Genomic DNA, 18,327 nt, shown 5'->3' on the forward strand with positions numbered 1-18,327 from the left:
CTGTATTATAGATCTTAAAACTCATCTTATGCCCGCGGGTTTGAGCGTTACATCAAAGCCTGTTATATGCGTCCATGGCGTGCCTTCTGGTATTCTCAGACGCAAAGCGTGATAACGCGCCCGTGAGCGGATATTATACATCCCAATATTATAGCCGGCATAACGCTCTTTAGCCCAATTTAATTGGTTCTTGTTATCAATGATAAAAGCCGCCCCAACACTTAAAAAACCTTTTGTTGTATCCGCTTGAACAAAAGCCTCACTCATCAGGTTGATTTGCCTGCCCGTATCCCCCACAATTTGTGAAGCAATAACTGCTTCCATCGGAGGACCTACAAAAAAACCAAATGTGTTGTCTGGCGTAAAGGCTCCCAAAACAGGCGCACCATTTTGCCACATTTTACTATCAAGAGAAGCTGGTAAATCTTTCAAGCTCTCTTGTACTTCGTCTAAGCCTTCTAATGTATAACCGGCTGCAAAAAGGGGAAATAAGAGAAGGTTCTGCCCCTTAATGACACTCCATATTTGTAAGAGCCAATCATAAACATAAATATGCATCCCTTCGGTGTTATCATTGATAGAAAAATAAACACGAGAATAGACCGGATCAATACATGCCCTCATCTCATCAATGGCAAAGTTATTGTAAAGTGTGAAGATAGTTTTATCGACTTTTCCAAAGCCAATAGGGAGCATTTCACCAGCACTGTTGATTTGATAAAAACCATCATCAGATGCAAAGAAAGTACAGTCTCCACGGCTTGCAATTGCTGTACTGCTTTTCGCCCCTATTTTGTCTTTTATTTTTGCAAAACTGAAGATAATTCTAGAGCCTGGTACGAAGGTTGCGTGATAAATGGCGGAACGCATAAAAATAAGTGGATTTGTTGATTCCGTAGACCCTTGAACATATTCTCCATCGGGAAAATCTTGATAATCGCAACTTTTCTCCCCAACCGTCCAATGTGTTGCATCATTGAGACCTGACCACTGAACACGGTTTGGCTTATCTGTTAATTGCATCAGGCAAACAAAATCACCCCACACACGCACAAGTCCAGCACGCGGGGGATTACCGCCCACATCACAAAACTTTTCCTCCGTTTTTAACGAAAGCATTTGTGGTGGGTCATTGCTATTAACAGCAATGATATGATCACCAAAAGAAGCAAAAGACCAAAGCGCAGTCTCATTGGCGTGATATTGTGTGTGAGGTTTGCTAATGTCTTTCCAGCCGCGCGTGCTGTTGTCATATTCATAAAGCTTTGTTGGTGCCCCCACAATGATGCGCACACCACCCAATGAGCGCACCGCATAGACCCCCAAAATCACATCCGGAAAAGGATCTGAGACCGGTGCAACCATAGGAAACGGAATATACGAATTTTGTGCAGGCAAAACATTCACTATCTCATGAGAATAACCGCTATTAATAAATGCGGTGTCTGGTCTATATTCAGCAATGGGGATAAACGTCATCAGAAGTCCGTGTGTTGAATTTTGAACAGATTTTTGCGCCGCGAAGTCTCAATTCTCAATGCATCTAACTGTTCTTGGAACATGGCAAAAGCTGCAGCTGCCATCTGTGGTTCTTTAATAATATTGGTATAAATTTCATATTTTGCACGCGTTTTGATCAGTTCATAGGCTTCACAAAACCATATGGACGCTTCTTGTGCACTCTCAATATCTTTTATTCTTATAGGGTCAAGAATAAGCCTGATAGAATAAACTCGGTCTGGTGTTGGATACAAGACAAGCTTTTGTTCAAAATAAGCATAGCGTGTAGGCATGCCATGGTGAGAGTCATCCTCAAGGCTCTCAATGAAGAGCGCGTCCCCATGCAAAAGCTTTGATTTGCTGTGATTATCTTCATAAACGTAAGCATCAACAATGCGAACAGCAGCCGGAATAACTGGATTTTCCTCTGCGCCATAACGGCTTTTGCCCTTTAGAGTGGTAAAAACAACTTCACGGCTTTCATTGAAATAAAAAGGCAATCGTTCACAAAAGCGAATAGCCGAAAATATCGCCCTTTGCACTTGATCAACATACTCATCTGTTTGATCATCTATTTCATCCTGAATATCGTTTAACATCTGGATAAAATTTTTATCCCAAGGAGCAATGGTCTGTTTGTCTCCAATCGGACCACCTGTCTGTACTATTATTGTCATATCACCCTCTTCCAAATGTCTTGGGGCATCTTGTATGGGAGGGGGACGCAAGCAATAAACGCCCCCTTGCCTTTAACGATTGGTGTAAAACTCAACAATCACCTCAGCATCACCTTTGGTGCTTTGCTTGTCTCGTGTCATGTAAATCGTATTTTCAGCTTCTAATGGAACATCTCGTTCCTCCATGGGTATGTACACATTGCCATTGTAAGATTGATTAAGCTTTGTTTCTCCATAATCATTACCATGAGGCTCTTTTCCAAATGTAGCCGTTACATCTTCAAAATCCTCTATGGTATAAGCTATAATACTTTTGATAAAAGCCCCTCGGGGTAGAACGCCAATTTTCGTTATCAACCCTTGGTCTGTACATTTAATACGCGCCCGTAAAAAACTAACCTGCTGCGTAGAGTTGTTACGTCCCTGCAAAACAGGTGGCAATCCCTCATCTATCATGCCAACGGTTTCAACAGTCTCAACGGTCTCAACGGTTTCAACAGGTTCCTGTGTAATTAGCGATTTTTCTGCCATAATTGTCATCCTTTAATAATTAGCTTGCTTCAGCAAAAGAAGGGATGACAATGGTACCAAAATCCTGTCCCCCTTGATCAGAATGAGGCAAGGTGTAGCGTGATTTTTTCATGCCGATAATGGTTTTAGCTGCAACCCCAAATTCACGTTGATAATCAAACAGTTCTTCAACAAGTTTATAGCGTGTTCCCCCTTTCCCATCGCCTCCTGTTGCTCCATTGCCAACGCGCCCATAAGCCATGATAACACTTTGCGCACCAAGCAACACAGCACGGCGAACAGATGTTACAGGCTCTTGTGTCTTTGAATTGATACCATTGGGGACATGTTCAGCTTCACGCAAAATGACACCGTTATACATCCCTAAAGAACCATTAAAAATTGGGTTCTTAGCTCCAGAGCCATCATAAGCTGCCTTGGTAATGTCTAACCATTGACCACTCTGGGTATTGGTACGCAATTGGGTCACCTGTGTTGGGTGGAGATACATCACATATGCCGATTTTCCTTCAACACGAACAGGGCGCAAACGTGGATTAGCAAGTTTAGCGCGTTCAACAGCCCGATCTATAAGATCTAATGTAAAAACATCGTCTTTTGTAAGTTCTTCATCAGTCTTTTTCTTAGCTGGGCGAATAATACGCAGTTTGCTTGGCTCTAATGGAGCATTAAAACCATAATGTACGGGTTTAAGGGTTATGCTGCGTCCTTCGAAGTGAATCCATGGTGCTGTATAACCTGCTGCCTGAATGAAGAACATCAAACTTAAGCGATCTGCATACCAATCAACAAGCCCATCTTTTGCTTCCTTACGCAAATTAAAGGGAACACGTTGTTGATCAATAGAGCCTTCATATTTGATGCGCACAGCATGAGTAAGCTCGTTGATGCGCACCTTTTCATTCATAAATTGGAGGGCTTCTTCATTGCCTTCCAGCGTTTGTCCCTCGCTAACGCCATCCCCCATAAGTTGGACTCTTAATCCGCTCGTCACAGAGTCACCAGCGGATTTTCCTAGCACATCCAACACTTGGATAATGCTGTTTTTGCTCTCCCCCATCAGCGGTGCAATAGGCAACGCTTTTGAGGTCTCTGTGTTTAGCATCTTAGCCCAAACGCCAACGGCTAATGGGTCATTGAGCTTTACTTCTGTTACTGCCATTTCAATTAATGCCTTTCTTGGTTTTTAAAACTCGCCTTGCGGCACCCCCAAACGATAACAATCACTTGGTTCTCTCTGTCGCGCCATTGCGCACATCTTCATGCTCTGCTCATAATTTGTTCAAATTTTTTGGGATTTTTCTCAACCCATGCTGCAAATTCTGCTTCCGGCATGGAAAAAAGCGTTCTCACATCCATACCGCCTGTTGGAACTTGCCCGCCGCGCGCTGTAAGCGTCCGCGCTGCTTGAGAGCGCTCTTGAAGGGCTCCCACTTCGTCCTTAACTGGCGCTCCACTATAGCCAAAAGCTTTCGCTTTTTGCACCAGCACCTCAATTGGATTTATACCGGCTTTCTGACACTGCTGGCATATTTGGCGCAATTCAGCACCAATTTGTTGTTGCCGTGCCTCTGGGTCTTTCCATTGCGGATAAAGGCTTGCTTGCGCTTGTAAGACACTGTCTGCTCTTTCATAGAGATAGTCCGTGATACTGTCTAAATCTGGATATTTATCTTGTACTTGCGCTTTGGCTTCCTCGAAATAATCCCCCAACTTTTGGCGTTCATATTCCTCTTGACTCATGCGCTCTTGGCTCTCTCTCATATGAGAAAACTCATCAAGCAATTTCTGTTGTTCTTGTACCTTATGACTAAGCCATGCAAAATGTGCTTTTGGGTCGTCTTCTAGGGAGGGAATATTTTCCTCACGGCGGCGCGTGATTTCTTCCTGCATTGCGGCATATTTTTGCGCAAGTTCAATAGCCAATTCACGCGCTTCAATGGCGCTTTGTTCTGCCTTTTGGCGTGCTTGCCGCTCCTGCTCTAGTTTATCAGATTCTATTACATCAGAATTTGGCTGCTCTTGAAGTGGTTCTACAGCTGGCTGTTCAGAACTTTCCTCTGCATCAAAAACTTCCTCAACTTGTTCTGGCTCGACCAACTCAACAGCATTATCACTGGCAAAATGTTCATCATAGATTGCTTGTTCTTCAGGCGTAAACTCTTCTTCCATATTCTGTCCCTTCAACGTGCTATTATATTTTTTGTCAAAACTCGATAGTGTTCCAACTGTGCTTGTAAAGCTTTGCGTTCTAAATCACGCTGCGCTATCTCATTTTTTGCCTGTTGCAACTCAAGCTGCATGCGTGCTTGTTCTTGTTTTAAAAAAAGTTCGATATTTTTCTGCTGCAATGCCGCTTGTTTCTGCTGCGCATCAAGTTGATAGAGTGTGCTCTTTGCTTGCGCTTCCTGCTGTAAAACAGCAATCTTTGCTTGTTGCTCTGGAGTTAATTGCGCCCCTTGGCTTTGTTGCATCATCTGTTGTTGCTGTTGTTCTTGTTGTGCCTGCTGTGCTTTTGCCGTTAAATTTGCTACCAATGTTGCCGGTAGTGGGGAAAGCTTTAAAAGATCTGGAATCATCTCCGGTGTTAAGAAACCACCAAGCAACGGCAACATCTGCGTAATTGCCGCAAAAGTTTTCTCTTTTTCATTGGGGCTTGTCGGTGAATCATCAACAATAATGTCATACTCAAGCGTCGTAACAGCTTCACGCGTCAACGGCACATATTGGGCATTCTCTTGTCCAGAAATACGTACCAAACGCCCATCAGAGAGATAATTCTGAATGAGATAAAGGATAATCTTTCCCTGCCTACACCGATAAAGCTTGAGATTATCAAACAACCCCGCAAGCAAATTAAGCGTTGATTGCCGGCGTGTATTTTCCAACACATTGGCTTGGTTGACCTCCCGTGTTCCAATAAATTCTGCCGATAACCCTGTTACATGTGTTATCGCTTCACGCGATTCATTAAACAGCTGGAAAAATCCATTGGGAAATTGTGCACTTGGCTTTGGTTGAATTTTCCCTCCTGTAAGCGCACCATTTTTAACCCAAGTAATCGTATCCGTTCGCGCCCAGCTTTCTAACGCTTGGCGATCATCATCGAAAGCGTCTCGTTCTGCCATCAAGCCGCCCTTAGACTGGCTATTAAGGATATACATCACTTGGCTAAAATATTTATTCGACCATTTTTGTGGGTCTTTTGCGGGGCGAACAATCCCGTAAAACTGGTTTTTAAGCTTATCCAGCGTGCCCGTGATACATTCCCAACCTAGCTGCTCATCAGGTGCTAATGGCTTATCGGGCTTTGCTAAAAGGCGTCGTCCCAGAAAAGCGCGTCTCACCACTTTTTTATTAAAACACACCCCTTGTAGTTGTGGCATTACCCTTTGAAGCTGTTCAAACTCCTGTTTGCTATAGTTGCGCATCTGACCGGTTTGAATATCGGGCGCCTTGTAAGTGGTCTCATATTCAAACCAACGGCATTCAACCAGCGTAACATAGCGTTTCCCAGAACACGGCTCTGAGAGAGAAGACACATTGGAGTCATCATGATACGCATCAAGCGACACATGAGAATCCTCAGAAGCGGTTGTACTATCGATAGCCCAATCGGCGTTAAGATCTTCAACAGCAACATCAGGAAAAAGACTTTTCGCATCCTCAACGGATTTGCGATCAACATACCACATACGCTGTGCGTCAATGAGATTTGGTCTTACAGCATTGGCATCCCAAACCATTTTTAAAGGATCTAAACGTTGAACAGCAGGTATCCCTTCGGGATCTGTATCATAATCAAGCCGCGTATCTGTCCAGCCCATACCGCAAATAACCATATCCTGAAAAGCATCGGAATCGGCATATTCCGCCTCCGCCTCATCACGAAACCATTCTGCTGCTCCAGTAAGCAATTCATTGGGTATTGCTGCTCCCATTTGCCGTGGTTGAAACTGTACTTCGCGCTTATTATTACGCTCCGCCCCAACAATAGCATTCACAAGGGGTGCAATGCGGTTAAAAGTCATGACAGGACGGCGTTGCTCTTTTAAAACCGCAAGATCTTCCTCTGCCCATTGACGACCATTATAAAAATCAAAATCTTCACGCGCCTGTTCACGCCATTCATTAACATGTTCAATATCTTCTGCGTACCAAGACTTTAAACGCTTATAGATTTCATATTCATCGAGGATTGTTGTTTTTTGAAAGTCTTGATCTAGAATGCCATCCATGATGCCGCTTCTCTTTCCATAGTGCAATAACGCTCTTGCTTGGGTTTGACACTGGGTGCTTCATAGACAATGCACATTAAACCAAAGGCATCCGCCCCATGGCTCGACCAATCATGCTCTGCACCCAAACCAATGCCGCGCTTCTCATCCCATTTCTCGTGATACCAATTCAGTGCTTTGCGCCCTGCGACCGTCATCTCTTCATTGAACCAAACAGAAGGCAAAATACGCCGCACCGCCTCTATTCGCATCTTAACCGCCCCTGCCCCCTGATTAGGGATCACTTGCGTTTCAAAACCCGCATCATTTAAAGCACTCTCAAAACTCACATTGTGCACACGGTCTCTGGTCGCACCGTCATGAGGCAAAACCATCAATGCTTTCTCATAGCCATTTTGACGCAACCAGCCTATATGCTCTGATAACGGCTGTCCCTGTGCTTCGTAATAATTAAGCACTCTGATCTCTCGTCCAACAAATTGCGCTATCCATATCGCTGTGGCATCTGCCTTAGCTCCTGTTCCCCCAATGTCCCAAAAAGCACGTATTTGCATCAAGGGGTCACGAGCAACACGCCCTATCCGCCCCTCTTGCTCAGCTGCCAACATTTCCTTTTGATAATAAGCACCTTGAACCGCTTTCAGATAATCCCCTTCCCAGATATGCTTATAGGTCTCTGGACGGTTTCTCAGATCATCAAGTCGTGCTTCATTCAAGATCTTGGGAAACTTCGGATTGTCTGACCAGTTGATCTCCACACGCTTGATTGCCTCATTGTCTGAAAAGCGAAACCGCTTCTCAACGGGGGCATTCTCTCGCAATGGGTTCCATGTCACCCATAACTCTGCTCTCCACCCCTCTCCCTCTTCACGCAAAGTCGGTATAAGCGTTTGCCAAGCCGTCTCTGTAACGGGCTCTGCCTCATCAACCCAACAAAGCAAAATACGCCCCATAGACTTGATACTGGCTATATTGCGGTCAAGACCAGAAAACTGAAAGGCTATACGACCATCTATCGACTTAATCGACGACTCCCCAACCTTGTAATAGTCCTTTAAAAAGTCATGCGCTTCAATGGCGCGTTTAATCTCCTCTAATGAACTTTCTGCTAGCGAGTTTTGAAACTGCCGTGCACAAAGTATAGTGCCTGATATCCCTTCCCTACCAAATTGATAGCCTTTTAAAGCAGCCATCAAGGCAAATGATCTTGTCTTTCCAGACCGTTCTATCAAACTTATGTAAATGTGATCATTTCTGATTAAATATACTGTTGATTTCCTGCTTCTTTGAGGCTGGTTTCACCAAAGTCACAGGACATTGGCCAGAGCCTTCCTCTCCACAGGCTGATACGGTGGAACTCACCGCCAAGTTTTTTAAATTAATCGCGGCATTAATGTCTCGATCATGGTGTGTACCACAATGAGAACATCTCCACTCACGTATGTTAAGAGGCAATTGTTCAATCTTACATCCGCAATGATGGCAGATCTTACTGCTCGCATACCAACGATCTGCAATAACAATCTGTCGACCATAACGTGCCGCCTTATATTCCAATTGACGGCGAAACTCGAAAAAACTTTGATCTGCAAGGGCACGCGATAAATGCTTATTTTTCAGCAAGCCTTTTACATGAAGATCTTCGAGACAAAATGTACCAAAACGCTGAATTAAATCTGTTGTAACCTTATGCAAATGATCTGTTCTGATATTACTTATCCGTGCATGAAGCTTAGCGAGTTTTTGTTTCTCCTTATAACGATTGCTCGAGCCTTTTTGCTTACGGCTTAGCCTTCGTGATAAGCGCCGTAAACGATTTAGCAAAGCCTTATAAGGTTTAACGCCTCCTATGGTTTCTCCTGTCGAAAGCGTTGCAAGTGCATTGATGCCCAAATCAAGACCAACAATAGCTTGGTTCTCGCTCAGTGACTCTTGATTATCTGTTTCAACGCTAAGACTTACAAACCACCGATCCGCTTTACGGCTAATGGTTGCTGACAAGATCTTTCCTTGAAATCGCAATTGTTCTCGCAGACGAACCCAACCAAGTTTGGGAATTCTTATCTTGAAACCTTGCAACTGTATTTGATCATTGGTCAAAGTAAAACGATCGTGCACTCCTTTCTTTCTAAAACTGGGATATCGGCTTCTCCCTGAAAAGAAATTCTTAAAAGCCACACCCAATTGAATAATTGCCATTTGTGGAGCATTTTTAGTAACTTCCATCATCCATGGAAATTGTTCTCGTTTTAGAGAATTGAATTGTCTACGTAGCGCATAGTCATTAGGCTTTGGTAAATTATTATCTTTCTTCCATGCTTCATATTGCTGCTGCCATTCCTTCAGTGCCCAATTATAAGCAAAGCGCGCGCAACCACTGGCTCGAGCCATGTAGCTTCGTTGCTTATTGTTTAAGTCTAGAGCTATTTTGTGAGCAACAATCATTGCGATGCCTCTACAGCTTGACGAACATTCTCTAATAACCTTTGATTTTTTCTCGAACGACTTCCATAAAGACGAGCACTAAAGACAGTAATAATTTCTAAAACATCTTTGGCTAAATCTTCTTCAAAACTGCTTTCTTCCCCCTGATTGAGAATGACAACCTCAACTTGTTTGGCTTCACAAATGGCGAAGACCAATTCTGCACCAAAGCGCAATAAACGATCTTTATGCGTAATCACCAAACGACCTATCTCATTTTCAATGAGAGCATCCAATAAACGTTTAAGACCCTTTTTACGATAATTCATCCCTGACCCTAAATCAGAGATGAGTTCATAAGTCCAACCTTGGCTTGCGCAATAAAGCTCAAGAACCTGTTTTTGTCGCTCTAAATCGTCTTTTTGATCATGGCTCGATACACGCGCATAAGCAATGGTTTTTCTTTGTGACAGTTCTCCCGAATGAAAAAGCTCAGGCCTAAGCTTGGATAGGTCATAACGGCGGTGTCCTCCTGCCGTATGCTCAGAAATAATTTTGCCTTCACCTTCCCAACGGCGCAAAGTGCTAATCGAAACACCCAAAACTTGAGCGGCCTTACCTATCCCAATAAATCTATCCATAATGTATATTATTACACAGATATAAATAGATTACAAGTAAGCTGTTAAAGCCCTCTTCCTCCCCAAGCCGCTCGCACCAAAGCCTTACCTGTAAAAATCGGTATAAGCTTTGGAACAATATTAATCTGTCGTGTTGTCATTGACCAAAGGCGCGATTTCTACACGCGTTACCATCTTAATGGCTCCCCCATCTTCACCTGTAACTTGAAGAGGCAAAATCTTCCCCAACAATGCCAAATAAGCAGCGGGGCATTTGGTTGCCTGTTTTTCGAGATAAGAGATCAAACCATCATCACCATATTTCTTACCAGCGCGCTCTGCTGCCTTAAGCACTGCTTCTTTCAAAATACGTGTCGTTTTATTTGGCACGCCTTTTACCCGCCCTTGACCTGCCTTTGGGGGCGTTCTTTTTGCAAGTTTTTCAGTGGTTTTCATGTGTGTTTCTTTTTGTAAACAAGACAATAAAAAAACCCCGCAAAAGCAGGGCTCTGAACAATCAGATAAACTTATAAGAAAGGTTATACCTTTACCGTAATTCTAGACGCAATTCGACTAGTACAGCAACGCCATAAAACACTATTTTTCATATCCTGTCAACAAAAAAATCACTATATTGTGTATTTTTTATTTTTTTCACCTAAATCTAGTGTCTTTAACAACCAACCACTCACAATTGTATCATCTCAACGAATCAATTATACGGAAGCACTAAATTATTGACTAGCAAAAAGCGGGGGGCATTAATGTTATTTCTCAAAAAAGCAGATTTATGCAGAATTAAAAAGACATTTACACTAATTTTGTTTTTACCGTTCTTTACTATAATTAGTCTTATGATACTTGCTTTTAATCCCTTCGGATTAGACAACCAACAACAAGATAAATTAATTGTACCAATATTTGTAGCATTTGTATCGTATTTTTTGATACTAAGTGCATGTGCAAGAGAAGAAAAGCTAAGTTTAAAAGATGAAAATATTGACAGCACATTTTATGAGCTCTTGTCCCTCCAATTCCAAACAGGATGCTATACAGCTATGGCAGCAGCTTTTGTATTTTATCCTGTAATAGGAATAGCATTTTTAGGAGTGTTAATTTTTATTGGTATTTTTATTACTATAATAGAAAATTTAGATGAAATTGTAGGAATCGTAGCGATTATAGCATTGATATTAATTTGTCTTATAGCGCTGGTAGCGTTGATCAAATTTATTTGGAAAATTGTCTAACGATCAAAATATTTATTAAGCGTTTTCCCTAATCTTTAATATATACTTAAACTCCAACCATAAAAGAAATAATGAATTATTTATCAGCAAAAAAAATAAGTTACTTATTAGTCGTAATGATCAGTGTGCTTTTTCTTTCTAATTATGCCAAAAGTGAACAGATTTCTACTCATTATCAGTCTTCTAATACTGATGAAAATTTAGATGAAAAAATTAAAGTTGTGCAAAAGGAATACGTAGTAGCACAGCACCCAAAAAAGATTTTATCAGATAGTGGAATTAATCAATATAACATTTCGTTTTCCACTGTTTCTGATTATGAAAAACCTCAGAGGCGCATAACATTTGATGATTTCATCATTATAATAGGAATACTCATATTTATTAGTATAATGTCCATCATCATTAACTTACTTTGGCGCTTTAAATTGAAAATTCCTGCTTATTTCTTTTTATTAACAACTGCTCTAATTAGTTGCGCGATATTATTCCTTTTAATCTTTGATTAAAGATCAAAATAGTTATGAAGTGCATTAAGCATAATACACAGTGAATTCACAAGATGTGGCAATTAAACGAATCAATTATATGACTAGAAACTAATAAAAAGCGGGGGAGAAACTATGGAACCAATATCAATATATTTGGGTGCAATAGTAGAAATAATTAATATACTATTTATATCAGGTTCTCTATCTCTTCGAGTTTTGACAGCAATATCGATTATTTCTATTTTCTGGTCAATCTTTAGATATAGATTTTCGACGCCCTACTGGGAAATAGGTGATAATTATTGTTATGATAGTAGTGATTTCACGCACGTACTGATATCTATAGCTATAATATCTACAGGAATCCTTCTCTACGAGTCCTTAGATGTGGGAATAATAGTACTTGTAATTACAGTACCAATCATGCTGTTTTTGTTTCTTTTGCGTGTAGATATCAAAAACACAATTTGCCTAGTAATAGGAATCGCTATACTTCGTTTTTTCGGAGTACCAACAATAATTTTGTTAGTAATAACAATCTTCTCTGTTGGTCTGTATGAGTTTTTAGCGTCAATAGGATTTAAAAGTTTTTGCGATACTCATAATGATCTAGTTAATTCTTATAATTTAGTGATAAAAGACCGTGACAACGCTGTTAGAGAACGAGATGAGGCGATTGAAGAACGGGACGAATTAAAAAAGAAACTCAAACATTTAAATTACTCAGATGATTACTTTTAAATCAACACAGCGACAAGCTTTTGTGAAAATATCTGTCCAGCCTTTGCTTCAGTTTTCTAACACCTAATCGTCCAAGCCAAGCTCTTTCCTCACCTCTTCAGAGCTATAAAAAGTACCCTCTCCCCTTCGAACGCGCTCTCTTACTTGTGAAGCTAAATAATAATCCTCTGCTTCCTCTATTCCACGTTCAATAATCTCACGCAAATAAAAAGACTTTGTACGTCCTGTCTTAGCAGCTAAATTATTCAAACGTGTTTCGAGATCACTTGGCAATCGAATAGATATCGTCATAACACAATCCTCATATTTGTATTCACTGTAATACAAATATAACGAATGGTACAGAAAAACGTTTCGCGTCATAGCGAAAGAAACAACATACAACATTTACCATTTAGTTTTTCTGTCAAAATATTTATGAAGCGCGTTAAGAGAGACCCGCAATGAATTCACAAGATGTGGTAATGTTTGGTCTTCAATAACAATATATTGTATTGCTGCATAAAGATTATACTGTCTATAGAGATGTTGTGTTTCTTTTATCACCTCTTGCATATTAGAAAACTGTTCTGTTGCAAATTCAACCCATTTTTCTCTTGCTTTGTCATCAGAAGATGATGGTATTTCGTCATAAACAGCGCTTGGTAAACCTTTTGCACACAAATAGTCATTTTTCACTTCAAGATATTTTTGCGCAGCATCATACTGGTCTTGAGTAAGCACACCTTGCAAACAAAGCCGGCCAACATAAGTACCAGCAAGCGGATTTTTAGCCTCTTCAATCGTCAAACCAAAGCGTTTAGCACGCATTTCAATTGCCAATTGATTAACAGGATCTTGACGTACTTTCACTTGTGAAATGTAAGCATCTTTCTTCTTCATACATCCCCTAATCTGTGGGAGCCCACATGTTTCTCTTTGTTATATTTTATCAATCAAAATGGTATGCTGTCATTAAGAGATGCACTATGATCAGCGGCACCTGAAGCGATAGCATAATTTTGAGAAGTAATAGATGAAGGGGCAGATTGCTCTTTCTTTGCATCAAGCAAATACAACTCGCCTTTGAATTGCGGTAAAATAATCTCTGTTGTGTAACGGTCATGCCCATTTTTATCTTGCCATTTGCGTGTCTGTAATTTTCCTTCTACGTAAACTTTTGAACCTTTGTTTAGATATTGAAGTGCAATTTTTGCCAAATGTGGGTTAAAAATCACAACTGAATGCCATTCTGTTTTCTCTACTTTTTGATTGGTTTTTTTATCCGTATAGCTTTCAGAAGTTGCTATACTAAAATTGACTACTTCTGTTCCAGAATTCATTGTTTTGCTTTCGGGATCAGCACCTAAACGCCCGATTAACATCACTTTATTTAGCATGTTTTTTTACCTTAAACTTGTATTTTAATACATACAAAATCCTAGCATAATTTGCATATTTTTTCAATTATTTCAAAAGGATATTATTGTTTTTTAACATATAAAATTATGTCTTAAAGCGCTCTTTGATAAATAATCAATTGACATAAATGCATGGTGTATAGTATCAAGTATCAAGAGGGTATATATGGCAATCGTTAGTTTTAAGCATAAAGGGTTGAAATTATTCTTTGAAAGAGGAGTCTGCAAAGGCATACAACCCGCGCATGCTAAAAAATTAGCAAACATTTTAGTAATTTTAGATACAATATCCGCGCCTGAACAAGTTACTCTTAAATCGTATCGTCTACATGCGCTTACGGGCGATTTAAAAGGTTACTGGTCAATGCGTGTCAATGGAAATTGGCGTGTTACCTTTCGTTTCATTGGGACAGACGTTGAACTGGTTGATTATCAAGATTACCATTGAGTTTTGAGGTGTTATTATGATGTACAATCCTCCACACCCTGGCGGCATTTTGAAAGAAGAATTGCTTGATGAATTAGGGTTAACAGTAACAGAAGCTGCAAATCGTCTTGGCGTTGCACGTTTAACTTTATCCCGCGTCTTAAACTGCCATGCAGCGATTAGCATTAATTTAGCTTTACGGTTAGAAAAAGCGGGTTTAAATGATGCGGAATTCTGGCTTAAATTGCAACAAAAGCATGATTTGTGGCAAGCTCGGCATAACAGCCCAATCCCACATATTTCACCTTTAGAGCAAGTAGGGCATCTTTAAAATCAAGCAGCCCACGATAGTTTTTTATGCTCTTGTTGATTTTATCTATAAACGTTCGGAAATTTTACTATGGCTTTTTAACTGAGCACTGTAGTGTGTAAATAGATATATTTATTAAACTGCGTGTATGTAACATAAGAAACAATACACAAACTAAAAAGGAATACCAAAGAGCAATATCTGAGTACCAAAGTATAGTATCCAATGAAAAAGAAAGCTTGTACTCCATGTACTTAGAAATAATAGGTAAAGAGACCGTTTCTTTATAACTACTTGGGAAAATTAAAACGACAAGCGCTACACTTATTAGCTTTAAAAGTCGGTGCATATATTGTTGTAAATCACGTGTTAGTTTCACCCAACCTGTTGTATTTCCGCATTTGTATTTTGGGTTGTTTTGCAACTCAGAAGGAGTATTGGAATTGCATAAAATTGCAAAAACCGTTGTGACTATTACCAAAGAAACAGATGCGAATGTCAAAATACTCTGAATAAAGTAAAGATTTTTTTTAATTCCTAAAAAGCATAAAAATATAAAAATTATAATACCAAACAAGGCTCTTAGCTGCTTATCTGTAAACATATTTATTTCCTACGGTATCTTTTTATCGATTTAAACACATGCCTAATCGTAAAATCATCAGCACTTTTCACTAGTTTGCTGCGGACCAAAGCGTTTCATTATCCCACCAATGCCATTTAAAGTTTCTTCAAGCTCTTGCTTGTGAACAAGCGTTATAGGCGTTGAATGCTCTTTCTCTGCTTGTTCTTTCAACTCCTTTTCACGGAATCTCAAAACAGCATTGCGTACAAAATTGGCTTTTCTCAAAAGACTGTTTTCTAAATCTCGACACAACCTGACAAGTTCTCGTGTGCTCGGAAAAAACGTATCGGATAAACAATTTATTTCATCACATAAAATCCGTTTGACCACTGTCATCAGTGACCATGCAGAGACATTTTCCAAAACCATTCCATAGGTCAACGCCATTCCCTCATGGTCTGATTGTTGTGCTATTTTCAAACCACACGACAGCATGCGAATTGCTTTTGCTATATCCTCTTTACCTGCTTTCACTGCGAAGAGCTCTTGCAATTGATCACCAGCCTCTAAAGCAATCGATTCCTGCTGTTTCGTTAATTGGCTGCCATCCTTCAAAACAAACGGACCGCTCGGAGGTATCATCGCATGAATGTGTTTCAAAATACCCTCGATTTCCGATATCAAGGAGACTGTCTGCGATACGCTCCCCAATGCTTTTTTGCTTTTGAGTGTAATTTCCATTGTTTCCACCATTGTTGTTCGTGTTTTTCGTTTTTTCTAAACCCTCGATAGCCCTGCGTACCCAGTTGCGCCATGTTGCTTGCCAATCCGTTTTGCATGCGTCCTTACCTGCCTTGGCATTCCAATAATCTCTAAATTTTGCGATTTCGACTTTGACGCGCTCTGGAGGCAAGCCCTCTGCAATGGCAAAATCGTAATCCGGTTCAAAATCCGTAGGCAATCGACAACCGCGATTAGCTTGCGCTCGTTTTGCTTTTTTGGGAACGTTCTCTTGCTCGTGAATGGGAGGTTGGTTGTCTGATGAGGTTGCGATTTGCTCTGATGTGGTCTCAACAGCAGCAACCTCTGTTGGCTCGTCAACCAAATCGATTGTTTCTAAACTTTCAGAACCAATTTCTTTTTTTGCTAAAACGATAGTTTTAGTTTTTTTATATATATTCTTATTCTGGTTCTTTATAGCTTGATTTTGCTTAGCGTTTGCTTCAGCAAAAAAAACGTTTTGCTTATCATTTGCTTCAGCAAAATTATTAATATGTTGTTTTATATTGTTTTTTGCTTGTGCACCTTTTTTACCAGCCTCACTACGAACTTGCGATATGTGCTCTTTTTTATCAGCAAAATCGTTCAGCTCTTCTTCAACGCGCGTATTCCACAATCCATTATCTGTCTCAACAAGTTTATTATTTCTCATGAGATATTCGACAATAGCTGCAAATTTTTTCTGCGAACAATGACAAACACGTGCAAGCGTTTGAAAATCTGTTTTAAGTGGTTCTTTTTTTTCATACATGCAAACGAGAAGGGTTATATAAACCCCCCGTTGTTCAGATGTCATTCCATTTGTACCACTTATCCAGTCATACAAATGGAATCTTATCCATGGCATTGCATTAGACATGCGCGCCCCCTTCTTTCATTAAATATAAATTAGTGATCATGTTCCCCCCTTAAGGCTGTTGCGTATTTATGCGCGCGCGCATGGTGGCGCGTAATCTATTAATTTTGTCTCTTTATTTAATGCCTGTTAAGAGTGTGAATGGTGCTGTTGCTGTTCATTATTGTCTGTAGAAGCAGCAATAAAAGCAGGCATAGAGCTAGAACTATCCTTCAACTTTTGCAGCTTTAGATAACTATTTAAAGATAGTCCTTTGCCTTGTTCCCAACGACAAACAGAAGCTTGCTTAACACCTAAAATATCTGCTAATTCCTTTTGTGTTAGCGATAAACACTTTCGGATAGATTTAATCTTTAATTTTTCCTCTGTGTCCATTTGAGTTAAGCTCCTTAATTTTAACCATATACGCAATTGTATAGAGTTAATTAAAAAAAACAATAGATTTTTTTAATTTTAAAATCATAAGTAACTAATTATGACGAAAAATATCATTGCGACATTGCAAGTATTGCAATCTGAATTTGGTCTTAATCAAAAAGATCTTGCCGATAGATTAAATGTAACCCAAGCGACCGTGTCAAGATGGTTAGGAAGTGAATCAGATCCCAGAGGTTCACACAGAGACGCAATTTTAGAACTTTATAAAAGCTTAAAAGGTTATAATCAAATTACTACAGTTGTTCCTGTTATGGGGTATGTAGGAGCAGGATTAGAGATTGATACCGATGTTGAGCAAATCCCAGAAGATGGGCTTGAAACAATCGAAATACCATTTGACTTGCCTTTTGAAGCAATAGGATTCATGGTACGTGGAGATTCTATGTATCCCGTGTATAAAGATGGTGATTTAATTGTAGTTAAACATCTGCAAACAAAGCCAATGAGCGATTATTACGGTGATGAAGTTGTTGTTCTAACAGAAGATAATAGGCGATTCATCAAACAAATTGCTCGCTCTTCAGAGGGCATTGTACTCAAATCATGGAATGCGCTACCCATTAAAAATGCTAAGATAAAGTGGGTTGGAGAAATAGTTGCAATACTACCACGCAAATCCTATCGTCCACTTATGAAATAATCCCAGTAAAGCTTTTGATTCTATTACTTTTTAAAATGGCATTTAAGTGAAAATGCAAAAAAAATGAAATATATGTGATTTTTTGCTTGCTTATATTTATACGTTTACGTATAAGTAATTATACAAACCACGCACAAACAATCGCCAAGAGGCGTTAGGGAGGAGCAATTATGGAAAATCCAATTCTTATAAATTCTGATGAAATTTTATTAGTTGTCTATAATGATGATCAAAACATTGGTCGGTCGGGACCACTGGATGAAAGCCAAATTCTAAGCATTGTTGACGAGGCAGATGATGCAATCCAAATCTTTCGCATCAATCCTTCTGAAAAGAACTGTGAAGACATTTCTGAAGAGATCGCAGAAGCATATGTAAAAGAAAATATCGAACGTCTCGATGAAGATAGTGAGGTTCATTACTTTATACAAGAAAGTGA

23 protein-coding genes and 2 pseudogenes are annotated in these 18,327 nt (G+C 39.9%); 7 read left to right on the top strand and 18 right to left on the bottom strand.

The annotated features are described in order from the left end of the window. Positions 1–21: 21 nt before the first annotated feature. The 11 genes and pseudogenes from ACFIJQ_RS03025 to ACFIJQ_RS03075 all read right to left on the bottom strand — a co-directional run bounded on the left by ACFIJQ_RS03025 (position 22) and on the right by ACFIJQ_RS03075 (position 10,446). Positions 22–1,479 (bottom strand): hypothetical protein, encoded by a 1,458-nt coding sequence (locus ACFIJQ_RS03025; protein ID WP_375628465.1) that lies wholly within the window; start codon positions 1,477–1,479, stop codon positions 22–24. Further along, a complete protein-coding gene (locus tag ACFIJQ_RS03030; protein WP_375628466.1) occupies positions 1,479–2,177 on the bottom strand; it encodes a hypothetical protein in 699 nt (232 codons plus the stop codon). Before ACFIJQ_RS03030 ends, ACFIJQ_RS03025 begins: the two co-directional genes overlap by 1 nt. Positions 2,178–2,249: 72 nt before the next feature. Then, positions 2,250–2,708: a hypothetical protein gene (locus ACFIJQ_RS03035; RefSeq protein WP_375628468.1), complete on the bottom strand. Its 459-nt coding sequence runs from the start codon at positions 2,706–2,708 to the stop codon at positions 2,250–2,252. A gap of 19 nt (positions 2,709–2,727) precedes the next feature. Next, positions 2,728–3,870 (bottom strand): N4-gp56 family major capsid protein, encoded by a 1,143-nt coding sequence (locus ACFIJQ_RS03040; protein ID WP_375628470.1) that lies wholly within the window; start codon positions 3,868–3,870, stop codon positions 2,728–2,730. Positions 3,871–3,968: 98 nt separating this feature from the next. Continuing rightward, positions 3,969–4,880, bottom strand: a complete 912-nt coding sequence (locus ACFIJQ_RS03045; protein WP_375628472.1) for a hypothetical protein — start codon at positions 4,878–4,880, stop codon at positions 3,969–3,971. Between the two features lie 11 nt (positions 4,881–4,891). Then, a complete protein-coding gene (locus ACFIJQ_RS03050) occupies positions 4,892–6,946 on the bottom strand; it encodes a portal protein (protein ID WP_375628473.1) in 2,055 nt (684 codons plus the stop codon). Continuing rightward, positions 6,931–8,166, bottom strand: a pseudogene (locus tag ACFIJQ_RS03055) (phage terminase large subunit); the annotation flags it as partial. The pseudogene ACFIJQ_RS03055 and the gene ACFIJQ_RS03050, both read right to left, overlap by 16 nt. Positions 8,167–8,194: 28 nt before the next feature. Continuing rightward, complete coding sequence (locus ACFIJQ_RS03060) at positions 8,195–9,391, bottom strand: RNA-guided endonuclease InsQ/TnpB family protein (protein WP_375628475.1); 1,197 nt, start codon at positions 9,389–9,391, stop codon at positions 8,195–8,197. After that, positions 9,388–10,011, bottom strand: coding sequence for an IS607 family transposase (locus ACFIJQ_RS03065; protein WP_375628477.1), 624 nt, complete (start codon positions 10,009–10,011; stop codon positions 9,388–9,390). Before ACFIJQ_RS03065 ends, ACFIJQ_RS03060 begins: the two co-directional genes overlap by 4 nt. Before the next feature lie 50 nt (positions 10,012–10,061). Further along, a pseudogene (locus ACFIJQ_RS03070) lies at positions 10,062–10,151 on the bottom strand (terminase); the annotation flags it as partial. After that, positions 10,132–10,446: a hypothetical protein gene (locus tag ACFIJQ_RS03075; protein ID WP_375628479.1), complete on the bottom strand. Its 315-nt coding sequence runs from the start codon at positions 10,444–10,446 to the stop codon at positions 10,132–10,134. The pseudogene ACFIJQ_RS03070 and the gene ACFIJQ_RS03075, both read right to left, overlap by 20 nt. A 308-nt stretch (positions 10,447–10,754) precedes the next feature. Between ACFIJQ_RS03075 and ACFIJQ_RS03080 the strand changes: the two genes are divergently transcribed. From ACFIJQ_RS03080 to ACFIJQ_RS03090, 3 genes are all read left to right on the top strand, one after another. Then, complete coding sequence (locus ACFIJQ_RS03080) at positions 10,755–11,240, top strand: hypothetical protein (protein ID WP_375628481.1); 486 nt, start codon at positions 10,755–10,757, stop codon at positions 11,238–11,240. A 71-nt stretch (positions 11,241–11,311) separates the two neighbouring features. After that, a complete protein-coding gene (locus ACFIJQ_RS03085) occupies positions 11,312–11,749 on the top strand; it encodes a hypothetical protein (RefSeq protein ID WP_375628482.1) in 438 nt (145 codons plus the stop codon). Between the two features lie 114 nt (positions 11,750–11,863). Further along, positions 11,864–12,472, top strand: coding sequence for a hypothetical protein (locus ACFIJQ_RS03090; protein WP_375628483.1), 609 nt, complete (start codon positions 11,864–11,866; stop codon positions 12,470–12,472). A 63-nt stretch (positions 12,473–12,535) separates the two neighbouring features. Here the strand turns inward: ACFIJQ_RS03090 and ACFIJQ_RS03095 are convergent, their stop codons facing one another. The 3 genes from ACFIJQ_RS03095 to ssb all read right to left on the bottom strand — a co-directional run bounded on the left by ACFIJQ_RS03095 (position 12,536) and on the right by ssb (position 13,851). Continuing rightward, complete coding sequence (locus ACFIJQ_RS03095) at positions 12,536–12,763, bottom strand: DUF6290 family protein (protein ID WP_007346764.1); 228 nt, start codon at positions 12,761–12,763, stop codon at positions 12,536–12,538. A 96-nt stretch (positions 12,764–12,859) separates the two neighbouring features. Beyond that, entirely contained in the window at positions 12,860–13,354 is a 495-nt protein-coding gene (locus tag ACFIJQ_RS03100; protein ID WP_375628485.1) for a hypothetical protein, read from the bottom strand. Positions 13,355–13,407: 53 nt separating this feature from the next. Further along, the gene (gene ssb / locus ACFIJQ_RS03105; RefSeq protein WP_375628487.1) at positions 13,408–13,851 is read right to left on the bottom strand and encodes a single-stranded DNA-binding protein; all 444 of its coding nucleotides are present in this window, start codon (positions 13,849–13,851) and stop codon (positions 13,408–13,410) included. A gap of 187 nt (positions 13,852–14,038) precedes the next feature. Between ssb and ACFIJQ_RS03110 the strand changes: the two genes are divergently transcribed. Both ACFIJQ_RS03110 and ACFIJQ_RS03115 read left to right on the top strand, forming a co-directional pair. Then, complete coding sequence (locus ACFIJQ_RS03110; protein ID WP_252619286.1) at positions 14,039–14,320, top strand: type II toxin-antitoxin system RelE/ParE family toxin; 282 nt, start codon at positions 14,039–14,041, stop codon at positions 14,318–14,320. Between the two features lie 16 nt (positions 14,321–14,336). Then, positions 14,337–14,630 carry a HigA family addiction module antitoxin gene (locus ACFIJQ_RS03115; protein ID WP_004856691.1) on the top strand — a complete coding sequence of 98 codons (294 nt, stop codon included), beginning with the start codon at positions 14,337–14,339 and terminating at the stop codon, positions 14,628–14,630. 67 nt (positions 14,631–14,697) lie between these two features. Here ACFIJQ_RS03115 and ACFIJQ_RS03120 read toward each other — a convergent pair whose 3' ends face one another. The 4 genes from ACFIJQ_RS03120 to ACFIJQ_RS03135 all read right to left on the bottom strand — a co-directional run bounded on the left by ACFIJQ_RS03120 (position 14,698) and on the right by ACFIJQ_RS03135 (position 17,185). Next, positions 14,698–15,213: a hypothetical protein gene (locus tag ACFIJQ_RS03120; protein ID WP_375628488.1), complete on the bottom strand. Its 516-nt coding sequence runs from the start codon at positions 15,211–15,213 to the stop codon at positions 14,698–14,700. Positions 15,214–15,270: 57 nt separating this feature from the next. Then, a complete protein-coding gene (locus ACFIJQ_RS03125; RefSeq protein WP_375613834.1) occupies positions 15,271–15,789 on the bottom strand; it encodes a hypothetical protein in 519 nt (172 codons plus the stop codon). Further along, complete coding sequence (locus ACFIJQ_RS03130; RefSeq protein WP_375628490.1) at positions 15,731–16,813, bottom strand: DUF1376 domain-containing protein; 1,083 nt, start codon at positions 16,811–16,813, stop codon at positions 15,731–15,733. Before ACFIJQ_RS03130 ends, ACFIJQ_RS03125 begins: the two co-directional genes overlap by 59 nt. Positions 16,814–16,939: 126 nt before the next feature. Then, positions 16,940–17,185, bottom strand: coding sequence for a helix-turn-helix transcriptional regulator (locus ACFIJQ_RS03135; RefSeq protein ID WP_375628492.1), 246 nt, complete (start codon positions 17,183–17,185; stop codon positions 16,940–16,942). Between the two features lie 100 nt (positions 17,186–17,285). Here ACFIJQ_RS03135 and ACFIJQ_RS03140 point away from each other — a divergent pair, with 100 nt between their 5' ends. Next, positions 17,286–17,888: a S24 family peptidase gene (locus ACFIJQ_RS03140; RefSeq protein WP_375628494.1), complete on the top strand. Its 603-nt coding sequence runs from the start codon at positions 17,286–17,288 to the stop codon at positions 17,886–17,888. Between the two features lie 170 nt (positions 17,889–18,058). Further along, a partial coding sequence (locus ACFIJQ_RS03145; RefSeq protein ID WP_375628496.1) for a hypothetical protein occupies positions 18,059–18,327 on the top strand: 269 nt, incomplete at its 3' end.

This window comes from Bartonella sp. TT67HLJMS, assembly GCF_042193375.1.
GTDB classification, from domain to species: Bacteria; Pseudomonadota; Alphaproteobacteria; order Rhizobiales; family Rhizobiaceae; genus Bartonella; species Bartonella grahamii.

Excerpts from the sequence above, each read along its gene's own strand:
- ACFIJQ_RS03040 (WP_375628470.1), bottom strand. The coding sequence starts at position 3,870 with ATGGCAGTAACAGAAGTAAAGCTCAATGACCCATTAGCCGTTGGCGTT.
- ACFIJQ_RS03085 (WP_375628482.1), top strand. The coding sequence starts at position 11,312 with ATGAATTATTTATCAGCAAAAAAAATAAGTTACTTATTAGTCGTAATG.
- ACFIJQ_RS03075 (WP_375628479.1), bottom strand. The coding sequence starts at position 10,446 with ATGAAAACCACTGAAAAACTTGCAAAAAGAACGCCCCCAAAGGCAGGT.
- ssb (WP_375628487.1), bottom strand. The coding sequence starts at position 13,851 with ATGCTAAATAAAGTGATGTTAATCGGGCGTTTAGGTGCTGATCCCGAA.
- ACFIJQ_RS03135 (WP_375628492.1), bottom strand. The coding sequence starts at position 17,185 with ATGGACACAGAGGAAAAATTAAAGATTAAATCTATCCGAAAGTGTTTA.
- ACFIJQ_RS03025 (WP_375628465.1), bottom strand. The coding sequence starts at position 1,479 with ATGACGTTTATCCCCATTGCTGAATATAGACCAGACACCGCATTTATT.
- ACFIJQ_RS03035 (WP_375628468.1), bottom strand. The coding sequence starts at position 2,708 with ATGGCAGAAAAATCGCTAATTACACAGGAACCTGTTGAAACCGTTGAG.
- ACFIJQ_RS03090 (WP_375628483.1), top strand. The coding sequence starts at position 11,864 with ATGGAACCAATATCAATATATTTGGGTGCAATAGTAGAAATAATTAAT.
- ACFIJQ_RS03050 (WP_375628473.1), bottom strand. The coding sequence starts at position 6,946 with ATGGATGGCATTCTAGATCAAGACTTTCAAAAAACAACAATCCTCGAT.
- ACFIJQ_RS03100 (WP_375628485.1), bottom strand. The coding sequence starts at position 13,354 with ATGAAGAAGAAAGATGCTTACATTTCACAAGTGAAAGTACGTCAAGAT.
- ACFIJQ_RS03120 (WP_375628488.1), bottom strand. The coding sequence starts at position 15,213 with ATGTTTACAGATAAGCAGCTAAGAGCCTTGTTTGGTATTATAATTTTT.
- ACFIJQ_RS03045 (WP_375628472.1), bottom strand. The coding sequence starts at position 4,880 with ATGGAAGAAGAGTTTACGCCTGAAGAACAAGCAATCTATGATGAACAT.
- ACFIJQ_RS03065 (WP_375628477.1), bottom strand. The coding sequence starts at position 10,011 with ATGGATAGATTTATTGGGATAGGTAAGGCCGCTCAAGTTTTGGGTGTT.
- ACFIJQ_RS03060 (WP_375628475.1), bottom strand. The coding sequence starts at position 9,391 with ATGATTGTTGCTCACAAAATAGCTCTAGACTTAAACAATAAGCAACGA.
- ACFIJQ_RS03130 (WP_375628490.1), bottom strand. The coding sequence starts at position 16,813 with ATGTCTAATGCAATGCCATGGATAAGATTCCATTTGTATGACTGGATA.
- ACFIJQ_RS03110 (WP_252619286.1), top strand. The coding sequence starts at position 14,039 with ATGGCAATCGTTAGTTTTAAGCATAAAGGGTTGAAATTATTCTTTGAA.
- ACFIJQ_RS03030 (WP_375628466.1), bottom strand. The coding sequence starts at position 2,177 with ATGACAATAATAGTACAGACAGGTGGTCCGATTGGAGACAAACAGACC.
- ACFIJQ_RS03080 (WP_375628481.1), top strand. The coding sequence starts at position 10,755 with ATGTTATTTCTCAAAAAAGCAGATTTATGCAGAATTAAAAAGACATTT.
- ACFIJQ_RS03115 (WP_004856691.1), top strand. The coding sequence starts at position 14,337 with ATGATGTACAATCCTCCACACCCTGGCGGCATTTTGAAAGAAGAATTG.
- ACFIJQ_RS03095 (WP_007346764.1), bottom strand. The coding sequence starts at position 12,763 with ATGACGATATCTATTCGATTGCCAAGTGATCTCGAAACACGTTTGAAT.
- ACFIJQ_RS03140 (WP_375628494.1), top strand. The coding sequence starts at position 17,286 with ATGACGAAAAATATCATTGCGACATTGCAAGTATTGCAATCTGAATTT.